We start from the raw sequence: 20,182 nt of genomic DNA, 5'->3' as shown, positions 1-20,182 counted from the left end.
CCGCAGCGCTAGGCGGTACGGTGGGGCGTGAAGGATGCGGCTACGCGGTCCGAGGAGGGAGCCACCGATGATTCTGCTCCGTCGCCTGCTTGGTGACGTGCTGCGTCGGCAGCGCCAGCGCCAAGGCCGTACTCTGCGCGAAGTCTCCTCGTCCGCCCGAGTTTCGCTCGGCTATCTCTCCGAGGTGGAGCGGGGGCAGAAGGAGGCATCCTCCGAACTGCTCTCCGCCATTTGCGACGCGCTTGATGTACGGATGTCCGAGCTCATGCGTGAAGTGAGCGATGAGCTGTCCCTGGCCGAACTGGCCGAGTCGGCAGCAGCCAGCGATCCGGTCCCTGTACCGGTGCGCCCCATGCTCAATTCCGTCTCCGTTTCCTCGGTGGCGGGTGTGCCGACGGGGCGGGTGACCATCAAGGCGCCTGCGGAAGCGGTGGATGTCGTCGCCGCCTGACCCGCTCGGTTCGGTGTGAAAGCCGGAGCCCCGGTCCTCCCCCTCAGGGGGGCGGACCGGGGCTTCTGTGCGTCCGCGGGCTGTGCGGCGGGCGCTTCACCGGATGGTCCACCGGCTTTGATTCCGGTGCGGGCGAGGGCTGGGTGCGGGGTGTTGGCGTGCTCTCAGCGGGCAGGCGCATGGACGAGACCGGGGAACGATCTCTTCGAGGACTTTCCCCAGATGACCGTTTTGCTTCGTTTGTGCCATCGTGGTTGGTGCTGAACGGAACGGATACCAGATCGGAGATGTGATGTCTGTCGTGAAGAGCCCGCTGTCCGAGGCTGACCTCAAGTCCGTGGGTGGTGCGCTCCAGGGCGCCCTGGTGGACCTCGTCGACCTCTCCCTGGTGGCCAAGCAGGTCCACTGGAACGTGGTGGGGCCTCGCTTCAGGTCCGTGCATCTTCAGCTCGACGAGGTCGTCGACACCGCCCGCCAGCACTCCGACACGGTGGCCGAGCGGGCCTCCGCGCTGGGCGTCAACCCGGACGGCCGGTCGGGGACGATCGCGAGGACCACGGCCATCGACTCCGTGCCCGAGGGCTGGGTGAAGGACGTCGACGCCGTACGGACCCTGGTCGACGCCCTGGGGATCGTGATCGGCCGGATGCGCGAGCGGATCGAGGTGACGGGCGACCCCGACCCCGTCAGCCAGGACATCCTCATCACGCTGACCGCCGACCTCGAAAAGCACGCGTGGATGTTCCAGGCGGAGAGTGCCTGAGCGGGTTCTCCCACCCACCCGGCAGGTCCCCCACCTGGCCGGGTCCCATTCCCCGGCCGTCCCGGAACCGGGCAGAGGCCGGACCGCACGACGCGAGGAGTTGTGATGGCTGACGAAAGCGCGAAGGACAAGGTCGCAGGCAAGGCGAAGGAAGCCATGGGCAAGATGACCGGCAACCGGCGCATGGAATCCGAGGGCAAGGCGGACCAGGCGAAGGGCAAGGCCAAGGGTGCCGTGGAGCGTGCCGAGGGTGCCAAGGACTCCCTCACCCGCGACGACAAGGACTGAACGCAGTCGGCGGAGCCCCCATCGGAAGCGGTGGGGGCTCCGCCCTGGACGTGGCGGGATCCCTCTCACGGCGTGCGACTGCGTCGTAAGCGCCGGTAATGCGCCGGTGCGCTGTCCCGCCGGATGAGCGGGCAGGACTAGCGTCTTCCGTTCCGATCGGGAGGGGCACCGCACACTCCCGGCATGTTCCGAACGACAGCCCCCGGGTTCGGCCGAAGGAGGCAGCCATGGTGCGGCGATGGGTGCCGGCGCTCGTGCTCGGCGGTGTGTGGTGGTGGGCGGTGCTGCGGCTGGTGCTGGAGCCGGCGCACGCGGGGCCGGTCGAGGGGGCGGTGGCGGCGGGTGGATGGGGGCTCAGCCTCCTGCCCGTCCATGTGGCCGAGACCGCCCGGCCGACGGGGATATTCGACGCGGGGACGGGTCTGCTCCGGCGGTGCGTCGGGGGTGTGCGTGAGGCGGGGCGGACGTGGTGGTCACTGATATCCGGATCGCCGATGTCGGGCCCGTCGATGCCCGGCTCATCCATACCCGGCTCGTCGATATCCGGGCCGTGGTGGTCCTGGCGGATGTCATCCCGGGGTTCGGGCGTCCGGTCGTGGTCCGACGGCAGTTTCGGCAGATTCGGCAGGGCGTGGCGGGCTACCAGGGCATGGCGACGCCGCCGTTCGGACGGAGGATCTGGCCGGTCATGAAGGCGGACGCGTCCGACGCCAGATGCAGCACGGTGTGGGCCACGTCATCGGGCTCACCGACCCTGCCCAGGGGAGTGATGCGTGCCATCGTGGCCTCCGCCCGGTGCTGCTGCTCCGCGTCGTGGCGGGCGGTCATGGGGGTGCGGATCCAGCCCGGGGCGACCGCGTTGACCCGGATGCCGTGTGGCCCCAGCTCGGTCGCCAGCGTCTTGGTCAGCTGAACCACGGCGGCCTTCGCCGCGCTGTAGCAGAGCAGGCCGGGGCCCGCGGAGTCGACCGCGCCCGAGGCCATCGTCACCAGCGAGCCCGGAGCGCTGCGCGCGACCATGGTGCGGGCCACTTCCTGGCAGGCGTACAGAACTCCCTTGAAGTTGACCGAGAGCACACGGTCCAGGTCTTCGTCCGTCGTCTGCAGGACGCTGCTCGTATGCATGATCCCGGCGACGGCGGCCAGGATGTCCAGATCGCCGGCGGCTGAGACCGCGGCCCGGACCTGATTGCGGTCGGTGACATCGAGCGGATGGGTGTGGGCTTCGCCACCCGCCGCGGCAATCAGACCGAGGGTCCCCAGGAGGCCCTTTTCGTCGAGATCGGCGCAGTGGACGGTGGCGCCCGCCTCCGCCAGCAGGACGGCGCAGGCGCGGCCGATGCCGCCGGCGGCGCCGGTGACGAACGCGGTGCGTCCGGTGAGGTCGTACGCGGCGACAGGCATGACCGGACGGTACGACCGCACCTGACGGGTCGTCAACTAGGGCGCTCCCTCGGCTTTTCCGCTACGGGGTGGGTCCGGTTTGACAGTGCGGGCACCAGTAGGTGGGGCGGGTGTCCTGGTCCGCCACGCGGATCGGTGTCCCGCAGCGCAGGCAGGGGCGGTGGTTCCGGCCGTAGACCCAGAGGTTCTCGCTCGGGCGGCGGGCGCGGAGTGCCGGAGCGCCGGGGGTTCGGGGGCGGGCGCCGATGGTGGTGGTGCGGATCGGACGGTCGCGGTTGGCTTCCAGCAGCTGCTTGGCCGTGGTGACCAGGAGAACAGCCGTGGGTTCGGGCAGTCCGCCGACGGGGAGCCAGGGGGTGGCCCGGGCCAGAAAGCAGAGCTCGCACTTGTAGACGTTGCCGATGCCGGCGAGGTTGCGCTGGTCGAGGAGCGCCTCGCCGAGCGGGCGGGCGGGGTCGGCCAGGAGGTGGTGCAGCGCGGTGTCGGCGTTCCAGTCCGGGCCCAGCAGGTCCGGGCCGAGGTGGCCGACCGCCTGCTCCTCGTCCCTCGTACGCAGGAGTTCCAGCACGGGGAGGCGGTAGCCGACCGCGGTGTGCGCGGTGTTCGCCAGGACGGCGCGGATCTGGTGGGCCGGGCCGCCCCGCCAGCGTTCGCCGGGGGCGTAGACGCGCCAGGCGCCGTCCATCCGCAGATGGCTGTGAAGGGTGAGACCGCCCTCGATACGGGTCAGCAGATGCTTTCCGCGCGCGGTGACGTCGAGAACGGTCCGGCCGGTGAGATCGGCGGTGGCGAACCGTGGGACGCGCAGATCGGACCGGGTGAGGACGTGACCGGCCAGCGCGCTGTGCAGACGCTTCGCGGTCTGCAGGACGGTATCTCCTTCGGGCATACGTCCATGATGCGGCGGGATGGCGGGACGGCGGGTGCGGACCTCGTGGCCGGTGGGAACGGGGGATGGCGGGTGCGGAGCTTGTGGCCGGTGGGAACGGGGGATGGCGGGTGCGGAGCTTGTGGCGGTGGGAACGGCGGGATGGCCGGTGCGGGCGTGGGGCTTGTGGAGGGTGGGAACGGGGGTGCGGGGTGGCCCGTGGGCTCACGCCCGCAGGCGCAGGCCCCTCGGGGTGGCGAGGAAGCCGGCCGACTCCAGGGCGCGGCCGAGGGGAGAGGTCAGGGACAAGGCCCCGTTGGTGCGCTCGACCGTGACCGTGCCGAGGGCTCCGGCGCGGGCGGCGGCGGCCAGGGCTGCCGCGGCTGCGTGCAGTGCGGGGTTGTCGGGATCGGTCGGCCAGGCCAGCAGCGTCTTGCCGCCGCGCTCCATGTACAGCGTCAGCTCGCCGTCGACCAGAACCACGAGGGAACCCGCCTTGCGTCCGGGTTTGTGACCGGCCCCGGCCGGCGGCTCTGGCCACGGCAGCGCCGCTCCGTAGGCGTTCGCGGGATCAGCTGCGGCGAGGACCAGCGCCCGGGGATCCGCGCCCGGTTCCCTCCGGTCGAGGGCGGTCGACGCCGCGCGGACCCGGTCGACCGCTCCGTCCATGGCGAACTGCGCCGCCCCCAGGCCCTCCACGACATAACCGCGGCGCGCCTGCCCGTTGTCCTCGAAGGCCGACAGCACGCGGTACGCGGCGGAGAAGCCGCCCTCGACACCCTCGGCCTGGACCGCGCCGCGCGTCACCACGCCGTGCCGGTCCAGGAGGGTGCGGGCCAGGGCGTGGGCCCGGTGCGTGGGCTCGGGTTCGGCGGGCGGCAGCAGGGACCAGCGGCCGGAGACCGTGGGCGGACCGGTGCGCGAGGCCGGGCGGGCCGAAGCAGTCAGTGAGCCGTACCGGCCGCGCGGAACGCTGCGTTTGGCGCGGTGTGCGGTCGATCCGGCCGTGCGTCCGGAGCCGAGGAGCGCACGCAGAGGGGCGAGGGTGTCGTTGGTGAGCCGGCCCGACCAGGCGAGGTCCCAGAGGGCGTCCGCGAGTTGGGGATCGGTGGCGTCCGGGTGGGTGGTGGCGCGGACCTGATCGGCGATCTGACGGAAGAAGAGACCGTAACCACCGCTGAGCGTGCCCAGTACGGACTCGTGCAGCGCGCTGAGCTCGAGCGGACGGGGAGGAGGCAGGAGCAGCGGTGCGCTGTCGGCCGGATAGAGGCAGAGCCAGCCGTCCTTGCCGGGCAGGGCGCCCGCACCGGCCCAGACGACCTCGCCCGTGGTGGTGAGTTCGTCCAGGAGCGCGGGGGAGTAGCCGCTGACACGGCTGGGGAGGATGAGCTTCTCCAGCGCGGAGGCGGGGACGGGCGCCCCCTGCAACTGCTCGACGGCGCGCGCCAGTCCGTCGATCCCGCGCAGGCTGTGGTCGCCGAGATGCTGCCACTGGGGGAGGAACCCCGCCAGCGCGGCGGGGGGCACGGGCTCCAGCTCATGGCGGAGCGCGGCGAGAGAGCGGCGCCGCAGTCGCCGCAGCACGGTGGCGTCGCACCACTCCTGGCCGATGCCGGCGGGATGGAATTCGCCCTGGACGATCCGGCCTGAGGCCGCGAGCCGTTGCAGCGCACCGTCGGTGACGGCGGTGCCGAGGCCGAAGCGGGCGGCCGCCGCGGTCGAGGTGAACGGGCCGTGCGTACGGGCGTAGCGGGCGAGGAGGTCGCCCAGCGGATCCTTGACCGGTTCGGTGAACGCCTCGGGGACGCCCACCGGGAGCGCCGTGCCCAGGGCATCGCGCAGCCGGCCCGCGTCCTCGACGGCCGCCCAGTGATCGCTGCCGCCGATCCGGACCCGGATGGCACGGCGGGCCGTCGCCAGCTCCTGCGCCCATGGGGGTTCGGCGCCGCGTTCGGCCAGCTCCGCGTCGGTGAGCGGGCCGAGGACCCGCAGCAGATCAGCGACCCCTTCGACGTCCTTGATCCGGCGGTCCTCGGTCAGCCACTGGAGCTCCTGCTCCAGCTCGGTCAGGACCTCGGCGTCGAGCAGCTCGCGCAGCTCGGCGCGGCCCAGCAGTTCGGCCAGGAGGTGGGAGTCGAGGGAGAGCGCGGCGGCCCGTCGCTCGGCCAGGGGCGAGTCGCCCTCGTACAGGAACTGTGCGACGTATCCGAACAGGAGCGAGCGGGCGAACGGGGACGGCTCCTGGGTCGTCACCTCGACCAGACGGATCCGGCGGGCTTCGAGGTCGCCCATCACCTCGGTCAGCCCGGGGACGTCGAAGACGTCCTGGAGGCATTCGCGGACCGCTTCGAGAACGATGGGGAAGGAGCCGAACTCGGAGGCGACCTGAAGGAGCTGGGAGGCCCGCTGACGCTGCTGCCACAGGGGGGTTCGCTTGCCCGGGCTGCGGCGCGGCAGCAGCAGTGCGCGGGCCGCGCACTCGCGGAACCGTGAGGCGAACAGGGCGGAGCCACCCACCTGGTCCGTGACGATCTGCGCGATCTCGCCCTGGTCGAAGGCCACATCGGCGGCGCCGACCGGGGGCTGGTCGCTGTCGAGGGCGGCGTTGGCAGGCGGAAGCGGCGCCGCGCCGGCGTCCTGGGCCGTGTCCTGCGCCGGATCGAAATCGAAGAGGTCCAGGCCCATCATGTCGGCGTCCGGGAGCCGCAGCACGATGCCGTCGTCGGCATGCATGACCTGGGCGTCCATCCCGTACCGCTCGGCGAGGCGGGCACTGAGGGCGAGCGCCCACGGGGCGTGCACCTGGGCTCCGAACGGGGAGTGCACGACGACGCGCCAGTCACCCAGCTCGTCGCGGAAACGCTCGACGAGAATGGTCCGGTCGTCCGGCACATGACCGCAGGCCCGGCGCTGCTCGTCGATGTAGGACAGCACGTTGTCCACGGCCCAGGTGTCCAGCCCCGCGGCCAGCAGCCGTAGCCGGGCGTCCTGCGGGGACAGCCCGCCGAGCTCGCGCAGGAAGGCCCCCAGCGCACGTCCCAGCTCCAGCGGACGGCCCAACTGGTCGCCCTTCCAGAACGGCAGCCGTCCGGGGACGCCCGGCGCCGGTGAGACCAGGACCCGGTCGCGGGTGATGTCCTCGATCCGCCAGGACGTGGTGCCCAGGGTGAAGACGTCGCCGACCCGGGACTCGTACACCATCTCCTCGTCCAGCTCACCGACCCGGCCGCCGCCCTTCTTGGGGTCGGCGCCCGCCAGGAAGACCCCGAAGAGCCCACGGTCGGGGATGGTGCCGCCGGAGGTGACGGCGAGCCGCTGGGCGCCGGGCCGGCCCGTGACCGTACCGGCGATGCGGTCCCAGACGACACGGGGGCGCAGCTCGGCGAAGGCGTCGGACGGATAGCGGCCGGCGAGCATGTCGAGCACGGCGGTGAACGCCGATTCGGGGAGCGAGGCGAAGGGCGCGGCCCGGCGGGTCACCGCCAGCAGGTCGTCCACCTGCCAGCTGTCCAGGGCGACCATCGCGACCAGCTGCTGGGCCAGCACGTCCAGCGGATTGGACGGGACCCGCAGGGCCTCGATGGACCCCGTGCGCATCCGCTCGGTGACCACGGCCGCCTGCACCAGATCGCCCCGGTACTTCGGGAAGACGACCCCGGTGGAGACCGCGCCCACCTGGTGTCCGGCGCGGCCGACCCGCTGCAGTCCGGAGGCCACTGACGGCGGTGACTCCACCTGGATCACCAGGTCGACCGCGCCCATGTCGATACCGAGCTCCAGGCTGGAGGTGGCGACCACCGCGGGCAGCCGGCCCGCCTTGAGGTCCTCCTCCACCTGGGCGCGCTGTTCCTTGGAGACCGATCCGTGGTGGGCCCGGGCGAGGAGCGGGGGCGCACCCTTCGCCGCACCGGACTCCGCCATGATCTCGGCGGGGGAGTGGGCATCGGGCATCGTCTCGCCGGTGGCCCGCTCGTACGCGATCTCGTTGAGCCGGTTGCAGAGCCGCTCGGCTAGACGGCGGGAGTTGGCGAAGACGATCGTGGAGCGGTGGGCCTGGACGAGATCGGCGATCCGCTCCTCCACATGGGGCCAGATCGACGGCTTGTCCGCCTGACCGGAGTCCTGGTCGGTGGCGGGGGAGCCGCCGAGCTCTCCGAGATCCTCGACGGGCACGACCACGGACAGATCGAACTGCTTCGTGGAGGGCGGCTGGACGATCTCCACCTTCCGCTGGGGCGACAGGAAACGCGCCACCTCGTCGACCGGGCGGACCGTGGCCGACAGACCGATCCGCCGGGCCGGCCGGGGCAGCAGCTCGTCGAGCCGCTCGAGCGACACGGCCAGATGTGCGCCTCGCTTGGTCCCCGCGACCGCGTGCACCTCGTCGAGGATCACGGTTTCGATGCCTGCCAGCGCCTCCCGCGCCGAGGACGTCAGCATCAGGAAGAGGGACTCGGGCGTGGTGATCAGGATGTCCGGCGGCCGCGTGGCCATCGAGCGGCGCTCGGCGGGCGGGGTGTCGCCGGAGCGGATTCCCACCCGGACCTCCGGCTCGGGCAGGCCCAGCCGCACCGACTCCTGGCGGATGCCGGTCAGGGGCGAGCGGAGATTGCGCTCCACGTCGACGGCGAGGGCCTTGAGCGGCGACACGTACAGCACTCGGCAGCGCTTCTTCGCCTCGGCGGGCGGCGGGATGGCCGTCAGCTGGTCGAGGGCGGCGAGAAAGGCGGCCAGGGTCTTGCCCGATCCGGTCGGCGCGACGACCAGGACGTCCGACCCCTCGCCGATCGCCCGCCAGGCGCCTTCCTGCGCGGCGGTGGGCGCGCTGAAGGCCCCCGTGAACCAGCTTCGGGTCGCGGGGGAGAAGGAATCGAGTGCGGAGCCGGTCATGTCCCCATCGTGCACCCCGCCACTGACAACGGCCCCGGAAGTGGGCCGTAGCCAGGGCTGAGGCACCTGCGGCGCCGACCCGGCCACGGCCCCGGGCTGCGAGAATTCAGCCATGACAGGAGCGACGGGGCCGGTGGAGTGGGCGAGGCACTGGCAGTACGCGGAGCTGCCCGACCTCGACCTTCTGCGGGCCCGCTACGTCCGCCACACCTTCCCCCGCCACAGCCACGAGGGGTATGTCTTCGGCGCCGTCACCCAGGGCGTCGAGGACGTCGAGCTGCCCGGCGGCACCGTCCACGCGGGACCGGGCTCCGTCGTCATGATCAATCCGGAGGTGACGCACACCGCCAGGGCCGGTGTTCCCGAGGGCTGGGTGTACGCGACGCTCTACCCGTCCTCCCGTGTGATCAACGACATCGCGGCGGACACGACGAACCTGCGCGGCACCGTCGGCTTCACCGAGACCAGCGTGGCCGACCCCTGCGCGGCCCGGCTCATCGGGGAGGTCCACCGCGCGGCGGAGGAGGGCAACGCACTCGCCGCGGACAGCGTGCTGCGAGTCATGGTCACGCGGCTGCTCACCCGCCACGGCAGCGCGCTGTCCGCCCGTCCGGTCGGAGCGGCGGGTGCGCGGGACGCGGCGCGCGCCCGCGCCGTACTGGAGAGCAGGATGACCGCGCCGCCCACCCTGGAGGCACTGGCCACCGAACTGGGCACCAGCCCGTTCGCCCTGCTCCGGGCCTTCAAGAAGCAGTACGGGATGCCGCCGCACACCTGGCTCACCGACGCAAGGGTCCGGCGTGCGCGACGGATGCTCGACTCGGGCATCGCGCCCGCCGCGGCAGCCGCCGCGGTCGGCTTCACCGACCAGCCCCATCTCAACCGTCACTTCACCCGGATCGTGGGAGTGCCACCCGGCGCCTACCAGCGCGAACGCGCAAGAACGTACAAGACCGGCCCCGACCTGGACCGGTAGCGTGCCGGGCGTGGCAGAACAGACAGCACCCCCTCAGAGCGTGGCCGGCCCGCCCGACGGCAGCGCGGTCACCCCCGTGGCCAAGCCCGACGCGGCCGTCGTACGGGACGCTCTCGGCGTCGGCATAGCCGTCGGACTCTCCGGCTTCGCGTTCGGCATCACGTCGGCCGGCTCCGGGCTGAGCCTGCTGCAGACCTGCGCGCTCAGCCTCCTCGTCTTCACCGGCGCCTCCCAGTTCGCCCTGGTGGGCGCCCTTGCCGCAGGCGGCAACCCCTACACCGCGGCGGCCGGCGCGTTCTTCCTCGGCGTACGCAACTCCTTCTACGGCCTGCGGCTGTCGCAGCTCCTCGCGCTCCCGCGCGCCCTGCGCCCTCTCGCCGCCCAGTGGGTCATCGACGAGACGACCGCCGTGACCCTGGCCCAGCCGGCCCGGCGGGCCGCGCGCATCGGTTTCACCGTCACCGGGCTCACCCTCTACGTGCTGTGGAACCTCACCACGCTGGCCGGTGCGCTGGGCGCCGAGGCGCTCGGCGACACCGCGGCCTGGGGGCTGGACGCGGCGGGCCCTGCCGTCTTCCTCGCCCTGCTCGCCCCGATGCTGAAGAACACGACGGAGCGGGTCACCGCCGCGCTCGCCGTTCTGCTCGCCCTCGGGCTGCTGCCGGTACTGCCCGCCGGGGTGCCGGTACTGCTCTCCGCGCTCGCGGCGCCCGTCGTCCTCTTCCTGACGGGACGCGGCAAGGCGGACAAGGAACGGGCCACGGAGGAGGCCCGGCAGCGCGGCAGGGGAACGGCGCCCGGCCCGCAGCAGGCCCGGGATGCCGGGGAACCGCGCACCACCACCTCGGAGGACGGCCGATGAACGTCTGGATCGCCATCGGGCTGACCGCCGTCGGCTGCTACCTCGCGAAACTCCTCGGCCTCCTGGTGCCCGCCGGCGCCCTCGAACGCCCCCTCGTGCAGCGTCTCGCCGCCCTCATGCCGGTGGGTCTGCTGGCAGCCCTCACCGCGCAGCAGGCCTTCGGCGACGGACAGCAACTGGTGCTCGACGCCAGGGGCGCGGGTCTCGCCGCCGCGGCTCTCGCCCTCGTGCTGCGCGCCCCCTTCCTCGTCGTCGTGGGTGTCGCCGTGGCCGTCACCGCCGGTGTGCGCGCCCTCGGGTAGGGCCGGTGACACAACGGCGGGCCGCCGCGGTGGTCAGTCCAGGGCGCGCCCGTACGCCCGCAGCGTCCGCAGGGCTCTGAGCGTGACCAGGGGACGCCCCTCCAGGGCCGTTCCCGGGGCCCACTGCCGCCAGGTCACCGGCCAGCCGCCGTCCGCCTGCTGCCCGGCGGCCAGATGGTCCAGCGCGCGGTCCATCTCCGCATCGGTGAACCAGCGCCGGGCGAGCGATTCGGGCGCGCGGGCGTAGTCGTACGGAAAGTGCTGCTCACCCGGCGCGTACCCCGGCGCCACCGGGTACTCCGCGCGCCGCTCCGGATCCAGGGCGACGAGCCGCTGGTCGCGCACCAGACGGCCGAGCCGGTCGGCCGCGGCCTCGGCCCGCGGGCGGTCCGGCGCACCATCGAGGAAGGCGACCGCCGCTTCGATCTCGTAGGGATGCGACACCTCCAGGGCGTCGACGGCCGCCCAGCAGAAGTCCGTGGCCCGGAACAGCCAGGCGTGCCACACCGAATTGCGGTGGAGCAGTCCGACGACGGGCCCGGTCACCAGCAGCTCGGCCGGTGGATGGTCGACGATGGGGATGAACGGCGCGGCCGGGTAGCCGCGCTGCGAAGGAAGCAGAGCGGGTAAGGCGCCCTCCTTGGTGGACACCTCGGTCAGGAACCGGCAGATCCGTTCCACCCGGAGTCCACCGCAGCGGTCGATGGAGTCGAGGACGCTCAGCGCGTGCGCCGTGTGCAGCGGCTGGCTGACGGGCCCCCGCAGATCGGGTTCGAGCGCGTGACCGTACCCGCCGTCCTCGTTGAGGAAGGCGGCGAGCGCCGTTTCGACGGCGTCCGCACTTCCCTTCAGGAAGTGATGGGCGAACCGCCGCTGTTCGAGGACGCGGGCCGTGAGCCAGATGAACTGCTCGGCACGGTCGAGGGGACTTGTTCCGGTTCCAGCCATGCACCGACCGTAGGACGGTGAGCGCGTGCGGGAAGGCCGGGCGGCCCGGCTGCACTCTCAGGAGCGGGATACTGAGGGCATGCGGTTGACGATTTTCTGGGAACGGATGGCGGAGCACTTCGGCGCGGCATACGCCGATTCCTTCGCGCGGGACCATGTGATGGCGGAACTCGGCGGGCGTACCGTGCGGCAGGCACTGGACGCGGGGTGGGAGACCAAGGACGTCTGGCGCGCGGTGTGCACGGCCGTCGGCATCCCGCCGGACAAGCGCTGAAGCGCATGCTGACGCGGGGCGGCGGGCAGACCGGCTCCGTGTTGGCGGGCGGACCGGCTCCGTGTTGACGCGGCGTGACAGCAGCCCGGCGCCATGTTGACGCGGCGTGGCGGGCGGACCGGCTCCGTGTTGACGCGGCGTGACAGCCGCCCGGCGCCATGTTGACGCGGCGTGGCGGCCGGACCGGCTCCGGGGCGCGGGACCGGTTGACCGATCCGTAGGCGAGACTTGCTCCGTGGCACCGACAGACGAGACCGCTCAGGCCCAGCCGCCCCTCGACCCGCCCGTCCCGCCGACTGCGCCGCCGTCCCCGCCGTCCGGCGCAGGGCCCGTGCGCATGCCCGGCTGGCTGCCGCGTGCCATGGTGCTGGCACTGGCGCTCTACGCCTGCTTCCGGCTCGGCAGCTGGGCCTTCGATCAGCTCATCGGTCTGTTGATCAATGTGCTGATCGCCTTCTTCGTGGCGCTCGCGATCGAGCCCGCGGTGAGCCGGATGTCGGTCCGCGGCATACGGCGGGGATTCGCCACCTTCCTGGTCTTCCTCGTCGTGCTGATCTTCGGCGCCGGTTTTGTCGTGCTGCTCGGTTCGATGCTCGCGGGCCAGATCGTCGACATGGTGGAGGACTTCCCGAAGTACCTCGACTCGGTGATCAACTGGGTCAACCAGAACTTCCGTACGGACCTCTCCCGCGTCGACGTGCAGGACAGCCTGCTGCACTCCGACTGGCTGCAGAAGTACGTCCAGAACAGCGCGACAGGCGTGCTCGACGTGTCCGCCACGGTGCTCGGCGGCCTGTTCCGGCTGCTGACGATCTTCCTGTTCTCCTTCTACTTCGCGGCCGACGGCCCCCGGCTGCGCCGCGCGCTGTGCTCCGTCCTCCCGCCCTCCCGCCAGGCGGAGGTGCTGCGGGCCTGGGAGATCGCGGTCGACAAGACGGGCGGCTACCTCTACTCGCGCGGTCTGATGGCGCTCATCTCCGGAATCGCGCACTACATCCTGCTGCTGGCCCTGGGAGTGCCGTACGCACCGGCGCTCGCGGTCTGGGTGGGACTCGTCTCCCAGTTCATCCCCACGATCGGTACGTATCTGGCGGGCGCCCTCCCGATGCTGATCGCGTTCACCGTCGACCCCTGGTACGCGCTGTGGGTCCTCGGTTTCGTCGTCGTGTACCAGCAGTTCGAGAACTACGTGCTGCAGCCGAAGCTGACCTCGAAGACCGTCGACATCCACCCGGCGGTCGCCTTCGGCTCGGTCGTCGCCGGTACGGCGCTGATGGGCGCCGTCGGCGCGCTGATCGCCATCCCGGCCGTCGCCACCCTGCAGGCCTTCCTCGGCGCCTACGTGAAGCGTTACGACGTCACGGACGACCCCCGGGTGCACGGACGTCATCAGTGGCGGCGCGGCGAACCGGTGTCCGCGCGGTTGCGCCGGCTCTGGCACGCCCCCGAGGCCGAGGGCGGCCAGGGGGAGGACGAGGAGCCGCGGGGCCCGCGGCCGCGCTCCTGAGGCGCGGACCGTTCCGGCCCGCGCTGCCTCTGTGCGCCGGTATCCGATGTGGTGTCGCACACACGATCTTGACTGCCTGGTCGGCTGCTGCTAGGCGGCTATCCTGGGGACGAGCCGGTGCGGCGTGGTGTGCTTGACACCAAAATCGAACATCCATTCTCATGGGGTTTCCGGCCGGGTTTTCCCGGGCCCGACCGTGGAGTTGTCCACAGGCCGGGAGGACGTCGAGGCCCATTGTCAGTGGCAGGGGTTAGCGTCTTTGACGTGAAGCGATCGACTCAAGCAAATCGGGTGGAACCCATGGCAGGAAACGACCGCGAGAAGGCGCTGGACGCCGCACTCGCACAGATTGAACGGCAATTCGGCAAGGGTGCGGTGATGCGCCTCGGCGAGCGGCCGAACGAGCCCATCGAGGTGATCCCCACCGGGTCCACCGCGCTCGACGTGGCGCTCGGCGTCGGCGGCCTGCCGCGCGGCCGTGTGGTGGAGGTGTACGGACCGGAGTCCTCCGGTAAGACGACGCTGACGCTGCACGCCGTGGCGAACGCGCAGAAGCTCGGCGGCACGGTGGCCTTCATCGATGCCGAGCACGCCCTGGACCCCGAGTACGCCAAGCGGCTCGGTGTCGACATCGACAACCTCATCCTGTCCCAGCCGGACAACGGTGAGCAGGCTCTCGAGATCGTGGACATGCTGATCCGCTCGGGCGCCCTCGACCTGATCGTCATCGACTCCGTCGCGGCGCTCGTGCCGCGGGCGGAGATCGAGGGCGAGATGGGTGACTCGCACGTGGGTCTCCAGGCCCGTCTGATGAGCCAGGCGCTGCGGAAGATCACCAGCGCGCTCAACCAGTCCAAGACCACCGCGATCTTCATCAACCAGCTCCGCGAGAAGATCGGTGTGATGTTCGGCTCGCCGGAGACCACCACCGGTGGCCGCGCGCTCAAGTTCTACGCCTCGGTGCGCCTCGACATCCGACGGATCGAGACGCTCAAGGACGGCACCGACGCGGTCGGCAACCGCACCCGCGTCAAGGTCGTCAAGAACAAGGTCGCACCGCCGTTCAAGCAGGCCGAGTTCGACATCCTCTACGGCCACGGGATCAGCCGCGAGGGCGGCCTGATCGACATGGGCGTGGAACACGGCTTCGTCCGCAAGGCCGGCGCCTGGTACACGTACGAGGGCGACCAGCTCGGCCAGGGCAAGGAGAACGCCCGCAACTTCCTCAAGGACAACCCCGATCTCGCCAACGAGATCGAGAAGAAGATCCTGACGAAGCTGGGCGTCGGGGTCCGGCCCGAGGCCGAGGCAGCTTCCGTCGCCGAACCCGGCGCGGACGCGGCAGGCGTGGCCGCTCCGGCCGACGGTGCGGCGAAGTCGGTGCCCGCTCCGGCCACCAAGGCCAAGCCGGCCAAGACGGCGGCGGCCAAGAGCTAGCCCGTGACACGCCGTACGGAGTGGCCGGGCAGCGCCGCCGACCCCGGTGCGGGCCCCGGCCCCGAATTCGCCACCGGACACACGGCCGGATCCGACGACGAGTCCGGCCTCTCCCGCGAGCCGGCCGTCAGGACCGGCCGCGGCAGAGGCACGGGCGCGGGAGCCGGATTCGGTGAGGGGGCGGGGCGCCGCTCCCGCTCCCGTTCCCGGGACAGCGGTTCCCCCTCCTCGTCGAGGGCCGAGAAGGGGGAACCGCGCGACCCGGTCGAGGAGGCGCGCAACATATGTCTGCGCCTGCTCACCGGGACTCCGCGCACCCGCAAGCAGCTGGCGGACGCGCTGCACAAGCGGGAGATCCCGGACGAGGCGGCCGAAGAAGTGCTGTCGCGCTTCGAGGACGTCGGGCTGATCGACGACGCCGCGTTCGCCGACGCATGGGTGGAGTCTCGGCACCACGGGCGCGGTCTGGCCCGTCGCGCGCTGGTCCGTGAGCTGCGGACCAAGGGTGTGGACGCCGCCGTGATCGACGAGGCCGTCGGCCGGCTCGACTCCGAGCAGGAGGAGGAGACGGCGCGCGAGCTCGTCGCACGCAAGCTCAGGTCCACCCGGGGCCTGGAGCGCGACAAACGGCTTCGCCGTCTTGCGGGCATGCTCGCACGCAAGGGGTACGGGGAGGGAATGGCCCTGCGCGTAGTGCGCCGGGCACTGGAGGAAGAGGGCGAGGACACGGAGGGGCTGGACGAGCCGTTCTGAGCGGTGGCGGTGGCGGTGGCGGTGGCGGTGGCGGTGGCGGTGGCGGTGGGGTCGGCGGCAGCGACACCCACGTCGCTCGGCGCACAGGCCCGCGTGCCCGGCCCGCACAACGGCGCTCAGGCCCGCGTGCCCCGGTCGAGCGTCGCGCCCCTCGCCGCGCAAGCCTCGCGTCCCTCGCCCGGCATGTGCCCCTACTCCGTCGAGCCGCTACTGCCCGGCGCGGGCCGCACGGCTGATGGTGGCGTCGATCAGGGCGAGGGCGTCCGCGGCGGTGCGCCCCGGGTAGCGGTTCCATGGCCCGATCAGTCCCGTCCAGCCCTGGGCGCGGAGTTCGGAGATCAGCCAGGCGCCGGCCCGGTCGACGGTGTGTGCCGATCCGTAGCCCAGGCGGTGCGCCGTGAGCATGGCGCCACAGATACAGCGGGCCCCCCGGGCGTTGCGGAGCCGGTACGGGGTGTTCTGCCAGCCCCATTCGGTCAGGATCTGCCGGGCATGGGCGAGATGCACGGAGGGCCGCACCTCCGGCTGCCCGATACGCCGCCAGGCGTGGAGGCGGTCCGGCAGCACCGCGCCGATACGCCCAGGAAGCGGACGCTCGCGGGGCAGGGGCGCGGGCAGCGCGCGCACCGTGTCGGCGATGAGCTGATCCACCGGCACGGACAGCAGATCGCGCCAGTCGCCCGGCGACGCCGGACGGCCTTGCGTCGTACCGGCTGAGACGGGGTTCGGGGGTTCGGGGACGGTGCAGTCCCAGCCCTTGACGATTTCCTGCCAGGCCTCCGTGTCATGGAGGCGAGCGGCCTGGACGTCCAGTTCATCGGGCGTGAGGGTGAGGGCGATGGCGGTGGTCGGCATGGGTGCGGGGCTCCCCGTCGTAGCGGTGCACAGCGATGCCGTGACGGTGCACAGCGATGCCGTGGCGGCGTGCCGGCGACGCCGTGGTGGCCCTCGCCGTTGAGGCGAATGTCCGTCCGGTCCGCGGTTCGCTCCACCGGAGCAAGGCCATACGGGTGTGTCGCGGCGGAATCCGGTGATTCGGAGCGGGCCGACCACGAGCGGGCCGCCCGGAGCCGGCCGACGGCGACCGGAGGCCGCAAGCGCTCGGGTACGGGGGAAAACCCCCGGCGAAGACGCCGGAACGCTCCAGTGCACAGACATCTGTGCACAGAGCAGTGTGTGACGCATGCCAGACAAGCCCGGCGGCACCGAGATCACGGAGCTGGCCGCCCTCAAGGCCCTCGCCCAGCCGCGACGCCAGCAGATCCTTCAGCACCTCACCCTGCACGGCCCCGCGACCTCGGCGATCCTCGCCCGCGCCCTGGGCCTGAACACCGGAGCCACCAGCTACCACCTGCGCGAACTCGCCCGCTACGGCTTCGTCGCCGACACCGTGCCGCAGGGGCCGGGTGGGCGCCGGGCGCGATGGTGGCGGGCGGTTCCCGGCGACCGCCGGTTCCCGCCGCCGTCCCGCCGGACACCCGGGATGCGGGCCGTCATGGACGAGCTGAACCGCCACGCGTACGCCGCGGACCTCGCACTCTTCGAGCGGCTCCAGCGCGAGAGCGGGACCGCGGGGGACGGCGGGGAAGCCGACGCGTGGGCCGACGCGCACGCGTACTCACGCGGCTCCCTGCGGCTCACGCTCCCCGAACTCCAGGAGTTCTTCGAGGACTACATCGCCCTCATGAACCGCTACAAGCGCCCCGCCGCCGAGACCCCGCCGGGCGCCCGCACGGTCCACACCCGACTGCTGGCCTTTCCGGGTCCGGCCTTCCCGGGCGCGGGAGAAGACGCCCAGAAGCCCGGCACCCGTACGAGCGACACTGGAAGAGAGACGGACGCGTCATGATGCTGCGCTATGCCCTGCGTACGATCCGCGACCGCAAAGGGGGTTTCCTCGGAGCGCTGCTGGCCCTCATGTGCGCCGCCGCCCTCGTCACCGCCTGCGGCACCCTTCTGGAGACCGGACTGCGCGGACGGATCGCCACCGAGCGCTACGGCGCGACCCCGCTCCTCGTCTCCGCCGACCAGAACGTCCACCGGACCACCGTGAAGCACAAGGGCAACGGCAAGACGAAGATCAAGCACAAGGCCAAGCCGGTCGCCGAGCGTGCCTGGCTTCCCGCCACCGCCGCCGACCGGATCCGCACCCTGGAGGGCGTGCGCGCGGTCGTCCCCGAACTGACTTTCCTGGCCGAGCCGTTGACGGTCGGGTCCGCGCGTACGGGAGGCGGTGGCACGCCCTCGTACGGACACTCCTGGGCGTCCGCCCCGCTCACCCCGTTCGCCCTCACCGAGGGCCACGCGCCCGTCTCGGCCGATGACGTCGTGATTGACCGTGGTCTCGCCGGGCGGGCCGGCCTGACGACCGGGGACCGGCTCACCGTGCAGTCCACGCAGGCACCCCGCACCTACCGTGTCAGCGGCATCGCGGCTCCGAAGGGCCACCGTGAACTCCGGCAGCAGACCTCACTGTTCTTCTCGACGGCGGAGGCCGGACGCCTCGCCGCGCGCCCGGGCCAGGTCTCCGCCCTGGGCGTGCTGCCCGTGGCCGGTACGGACACGGCCCGGCTGAAGGAGCGAGTCGCGCAAGCGCTCAAGGGCACCACCGTCCAGGTGTCGACGGGAGACGAACGAGGTCCGGTCGAGTTCCTGGATGCGGCGGGCGCGCGGGTCAAGCTGGTCTCCATGGGCGGTGCCATGGGCGGCACCTCGCTCCTGGTCGCGGTACTCGTGGTCGTGGGGACGTTCGCGCTCTCCGTCCAGCAGCGGCATCGTGAGCTGGCACTGCTGCGTACGATCGCCGCCACCTCACGGCAGATCCGCCGCCTGCTCGGCCGTGAGGCGCTGGTGGTGGGGGCCGTCGCCGGGGTGCTGGGCGCCCTCGCCGGGCTGCCGCTGGCCGCCTGGCTGCACAGTCGATTCATCGACATGGGCGTCGTTCCGCCGACGCTGGAGCGGACAGCCGGAGCCCTTCCCGCCTGTGCCGCCCTCGCCGTCACCCTCCTCGGCGCCTGGGCCGCCGCCCGGATCTCCGGCCGCCGCATCGCCGGCCTCCGCCCCGCCGAGGCCATGGCCGAGTCCGCGGTCGAGCGCCGCCGTCCGGCTCGGGGCCGTATCGCCGCCGGACTGGTCCTGCTCATCGGTGGCGGAGTACTCGTCGCCGTACTGAGCATTCTGCGCACCGAGGCCGCTTCCACCCCCGTCACCTTCCTGGCGGTCGTGGTGCTGGCCACGGCGGTGTCGCTGCTCGGCCCCCTCATCGTCCGGGCGGCCGCCGTCCTGCTGAGGGGTGTGCTGCGCGCGGCCGGACACGTCGGCGTCCTGGCCACGGCGAACATCCGCGGGAACTCCACCCGGATGGCCTCCGTCGTCACCCCGCTCACCCTGCTCATCGGAATGACCTGCACGGTTCTCTTCGTCCAGCCGACCCTCGGCCACGCCGCCCTGGCACAGGCCCGGGAGGGCACCCGCGCCGCCTGGGTGCTGGGTGCGCAAGGGCCCGGTGTCCCGTCGGCCGCCACCGAGGCCGTGCGCGCGCTGCCCGGAGTCACGGCCGCCACGGAGGTGGTCCGCACCACCGTCCGGGTCGGGCTCACCAAATACCCGGCCCAGGGGGTCACGACGGCGGGCCTCGCCCGCACCTGGGACCCCGACGTGACGCGCGGGTCGATAGCCGCGTTCGCCTCCGGTCCCCGCTCCGCCGCCATCAGCGAACTGGCCGCCGAGCGGCTCGGCCTGCGCCCCGGCAGCGAACTGAAGCTGCACCTGGGCGACGGCACCCCGGCCGCGTTCACGGTCGCGGCCGTCTACCGCCGCGGGCTGGGCTTCGGTGATGTGACGCTGCCGCACGACCCGGTCGCCCGGCACATGGACAATCCTCTCGCCGCCACCGTCCTGGTCGCGGGGGACGCGAGCCGCAGCGAACTGACGGCCGCGCTGGCCAGGTTCCCGGGTGTCGCGGTCCTGGCCCCGGCGACCGCCGACCGGCTCCAGGCGGACCGTCAGCAGGAGAACGCCGAGGTCAACCTGCTCGCCATGGGCCTGGTCCTCGCGTTCACCGCCATCGCTGTCGTCAACACGCTCGCCATGTCGGTCTCCGAGCGGCTCAAGGAGTTCGCGCTCCTGAGGCTGGCCGGGGCGACCCGCCGGCAGGTGCTGCGGATGCTTCGCATCGAGGCACTGTCGGTCCTGGCCGTCGCCGCCGTCCTCGGCACCGGAATCGCGCTCGCCGTGCTGACCGCCTTCAGCATCGGGATGACGGGCGGCGCTGCGCCCATCGTGGTGCCGCTGGAATACGCGTCCGTGGTGGGCGCCGCCGCCCTGCTCGCCCTGATCGCGACGGCACTGCCCGGCAGGCTGGCCCTGAAGGCCCGCCCGGTGGAGGCCGTCACGAGCCGGTGACGAACGGCCGGACGGCCCGGGGCGCACTCGGCCGAACGGCCCCCACGCCCCGGGC

At 72.3% G+C, this 20,182-nt stretch carries 17 protein-coding genes; 12 read left to right on the top strand and 5 right to left on the bottom strand.

The window, feature by feature from the left end:
- The first annotated feature begins 67 nt into the window (after positions 1-67).
- The 3 genes from ABTX18_RS30720 (at position 68) to ABTX18_RS30710 (ending at position 1,502) form a co-directional block, all read left to right on the top strand.
- A complete protein-coding gene (locus tag ABTX18_RS30720; protein ID WP_069169097.1) occupies positions 68-451 on the top strand; it encodes a helix-turn-helix domain-containing protein in 384 nt (127 codons plus the stop codon).
- A gap of 292 nt (positions 452-743) precedes the next feature.
- Entirely contained in the window at positions 744-1,214 is a 471-nt protein-coding gene (locus ABTX18_RS30715; RefSeq protein WP_136327911.1) for a Dps family protein, read from the top strand.
- A gap of 105 nt (positions 1,215-1,319) precedes the next feature.
- Entirely contained in the window at positions 1,320-1,502 is a 183-nt protein-coding gene (locus ABTX18_RS30710; protein WP_352126052.1) for a CsbD family protein, read from the top strand.
- A 639-nt stretch (positions 1,503-2,141) separates the two neighbouring features.
- Here ABTX18_RS30710 and ABTX18_RS30705 read toward each other — a convergent pair.
- The 3 genes from ABTX18_RS30705 to ABTX18_RS30695 form a co-directional block, all read right to left on the bottom strand.
- On the bottom strand, positions 2,142-2,906 hold the full coding sequence (locus tag ABTX18_RS30705; RefSeq protein WP_352126051.1) for an SDR family NAD(P)-dependent oxidoreductase: 765 nt from the start codon (positions 2,904-2,906) through the stop codon (positions 2,142-2,144).
- A gap of 61 nt (positions 2,907-2,967) precedes the next feature.
- Positions 2,968-3,795 carry a DNA-formamidopyrimidine glycosylase family protein gene (locus tag ABTX18_RS30700; RefSeq protein ID WP_352126050.1) on the bottom strand — a complete coding sequence of 276 codons (828 nt, stop codon included), beginning with the start codon at positions 3,793-3,795 and terminating at the stop codon, positions 2,968-2,970.
- A gap of 204 nt (positions 3,796-3,999) precedes the next feature.
- On the bottom strand, positions 4,000-8,664 hold the full coding sequence (locus ABTX18_RS30695) for an Lhr family ATP-dependent helicase (RefSeq protein ID WP_352126049.1): 4,665 nt from the start codon (positions 8,662-8,664) through the stop codon (positions 4,000-4,002).
- Between the two features lie 112 nt (positions 8,665-8,776).
- Here ABTX18_RS30695 and ABTX18_RS30690 point away from each other — a divergent pair, with 112 nt between their 5' ends.
- Genes ABTX18_RS30690 through ABTX18_RS30680 form a run of 3 tightly spaced genes read left to right on the top strand, consistent with a single transcriptional unit; the run spans position 8,777 to position 10,804 of the window.
- On the top strand, positions 8,777-9,640 hold the full coding sequence (locus ABTX18_RS30690) for an AraC family transcriptional regulator (protein WP_352126048.1): 864 nt from the start codon (positions 8,777-8,779) through the stop codon (positions 9,638-9,640).
- Positions 9,641-9,650: 10 nt separating this feature from the next.
- Positions 9,651-10,502: an AzlC family ABC transporter permease gene (locus tag ABTX18_RS30685; RefSeq protein ID WP_352126047.1), complete on the top strand. Its 852-nt coding sequence runs from the start codon at positions 9,651-9,653 to the stop codon at positions 10,500-10,502.
- Positions 10,499-10,804, top strand: a complete 306-nt coding sequence (locus ABTX18_RS30680; RefSeq protein WP_352126046.1) for an AzlD domain-containing protein — start codon at positions 10,499-10,501, stop codon at positions 10,802-10,804. The genes ABTX18_RS30685 and ABTX18_RS30680 overlap by 4 nt, the downstream gene beginning before the upstream one ends.
- 33 nt (positions 10,805-10,837) lie before the next feature.
- Here ABTX18_RS30680 and ABTX18_RS30675 read toward each other — a convergent pair whose 3' ends face one another.
- Positions 10,838-11,752 (bottom strand): hypothetical protein, encoded by a 915-nt coding sequence (locus ABTX18_RS30675; protein WP_352126045.1) that lies wholly within the window; start codon positions 11,750-11,752, stop codon positions 10,838-10,840.
- Between the two features lie 79 nt (positions 11,753-11,831).
- Between ABTX18_RS30675 and ABTX18_RS30670 the strand changes: the two genes are divergently transcribed.
- From ABTX18_RS30670 to recX, 4 genes are all read left to right on the top strand, one after another.
- Complete coding sequence (locus ABTX18_RS30670; RefSeq protein ID WP_352126044.1) at positions 11,832-12,026, top strand: DUF3046 domain-containing protein; 195 nt, start codon at positions 11,832-11,834, stop codon at positions 12,024-12,026.
- A 337-nt stretch (positions 12,027-12,363) separates the two neighbouring features.
- Complete coding sequence (locus tag ABTX18_RS30665) at positions 12,364-13,533, top strand: AI-2E family transporter (protein ID WP_352126074.1); 1,170 nt, start codon at positions 12,364-12,366, stop codon at positions 13,531-13,533.
- Between the two features lie 300 nt (positions 13,534-13,833).
- Positions 13,834-14,970 (top strand): recombinase RecA, encoded by a 1,137-nt coding sequence (recA, locus tag ABTX18_RS30660; protein ID WP_352126043.1) that lies wholly within the window; start codon positions 13,834-13,836, stop codon positions 14,968-14,970.
- Positions 14,971-14,973: 3 nt separating this feature from the next.
- Complete coding sequence (gene recX / locus ABTX18_RS30655) at positions 14,974-15,723, top strand: recombination regulator RecX (RefSeq protein ID WP_352126042.1); 750 nt, start codon at positions 14,974-14,976, stop codon at positions 15,721-15,723.
- A gap of 207 nt (positions 15,724-15,930) precedes the next feature.
- Here recX and ABTX18_RS30650 read toward each other — a convergent pair whose 3' ends face one another.
- Complete coding sequence (locus ABTX18_RS30650; protein ID WP_352126041.1) at positions 15,931-16,578, bottom strand: DUF6197 family protein; 648 nt, start codon at positions 16,576-16,578, stop codon at positions 15,931-15,933.
- A 328-nt stretch (positions 16,579-16,906) separates the two neighbouring features.
- Between ABTX18_RS30650 and ABTX18_RS30645 the strand changes: the two genes are divergently transcribed.
- Positions 16,907-17,572: an ArsR/SmtB family transcription factor gene (locus tag ABTX18_RS30645; protein WP_352126040.1), complete on the top strand. Its 666-nt coding sequence runs from the start codon at positions 16,907-16,909 to the stop codon at positions 17,570-17,572.
- Complete coding sequence (locus ABTX18_RS30640) at positions 17,569-20,127, top strand: FtsX-like permease family protein (RefSeq protein WP_352126039.1); 2,559 nt, start codon at positions 17,569-17,571, stop codon at positions 20,125-20,127. The genes ABTX18_RS30645 and ABTX18_RS30640 overlap by 4 nt, the downstream gene beginning before the upstream one ends.
- The last annotated feature ends 55 nt before the right edge of the window (positions 20,128-20,182 follow it).

The sequence above is a fragment of the Streptomyces sp. NPDC096323 genome (genome assembly GCF_040302845.1).
Classification (GTDB): Bacteria; Actinomycetota; Actinomycetes; order Streptomycetales; family Streptomycetaceae; genus Streptomyces.
This window is presented reverse-complemented; position numbering and strand designations above follow the sequence as displayed.

Bases quoted from the DNA above. Each gene is read 5' to 3' on its own strand.
- ABTX18_RS30650 (WP_352126041.1), bottom strand. From the start codon at position 16,578: ATGCCGACCACCGCCATCGCCCTCACCCTCACGCCCGATGAACTGGAC.
- ABTX18_RS30690 (WP_352126048.1), top strand. From the start codon at position 8,777: ATGACAGGAGCGACGGGGCCGGTGGAGTGGGCGAGGCACTGGCAGTAC.
- ABTX18_RS30645 (WP_352126040.1), top strand. From the start codon at position 16,907: ATGCCAGACAAGCCCGGCGGCACCGAGATCACGGAGCTGGCCGCCCTC.
- ABTX18_RS30680 (WP_352126046.1), top strand. From the start codon at position 10,499: ATGAACGTCTGGATCGCCATCGGGCTGACCGCCGTCGGCTGCTACCTC.
- recA (WP_352126043.1), top strand. From the start codon at position 13,834: ATGGCAGGAAACGACCGCGAGAAGGCGCTGGACGCCGCACTCGCACAG.
- ABTX18_RS30720 (WP_069169097.1), top strand. From the start codon at position 68: ATGATTCTGCTCCGTCGCCTGCTTGGTGACGTGCTGCGTCGGCAGCGC.
- ABTX18_RS30710 (WP_352126052.1), top strand. From the start codon at position 1,320: ATGGCTGACGAAAGCGCGAAGGACAAGGTCGCAGGCAAGGCGAAGGAA.
- ABTX18_RS30675 (WP_352126045.1), bottom strand. From the start codon at position 11,752: ATGGCTGGAACCGGAACAAGTCCCCTCGACCGTGCCGAGCAGTTCATC.
- ABTX18_RS30705 (WP_352126051.1), bottom strand. From the start codon at position 2,906: ATGCCTGTCGCCGCGTACGACCTCACCGGACGCACCGCGTTCGTCACC.
- ABTX18_RS30700 (WP_352126050.1), bottom strand. From the start codon at position 3,795: ATGCCCGAAGGAGATACCGTCCTGCAGACCGCGAAGCGTCTGCACAGC.
- ABTX18_RS30695 (WP_352126049.1), bottom strand. From the start codon at position 8,664: ATGACCGGCTCCGCACTCGATTCCTTCTCCCCCGCGACCCGAAGCTGG.
- ABTX18_RS30665 (WP_352126074.1), top strand. From the start codon at position 12,364: ATGCCCGGCTGGCTGCCGCGTGCCATGGTGCTGGCACTGGCGCTCTAC.
- ABTX18_RS30640 (WP_352126039.1), top strand. From the start codon at position 17,569: ATGATGCTGCGCTATGCCCTGCGTACGATCCGCGACCGCAAAGGGGGT.
- ABTX18_RS30715 (WP_136327911.1), top strand. From the start codon at position 744: ATGTCTGTCGTGAAGAGCCCGCTGTCCGAGGCTGACCTCAAGTCCGTG.
- ABTX18_RS30670 (WP_352126044.1), top strand. From the start codon at position 11,832: ATGCGGTTGACGATTTTCTGGGAACGGATGGCGGAGCACTTCGGCGCG.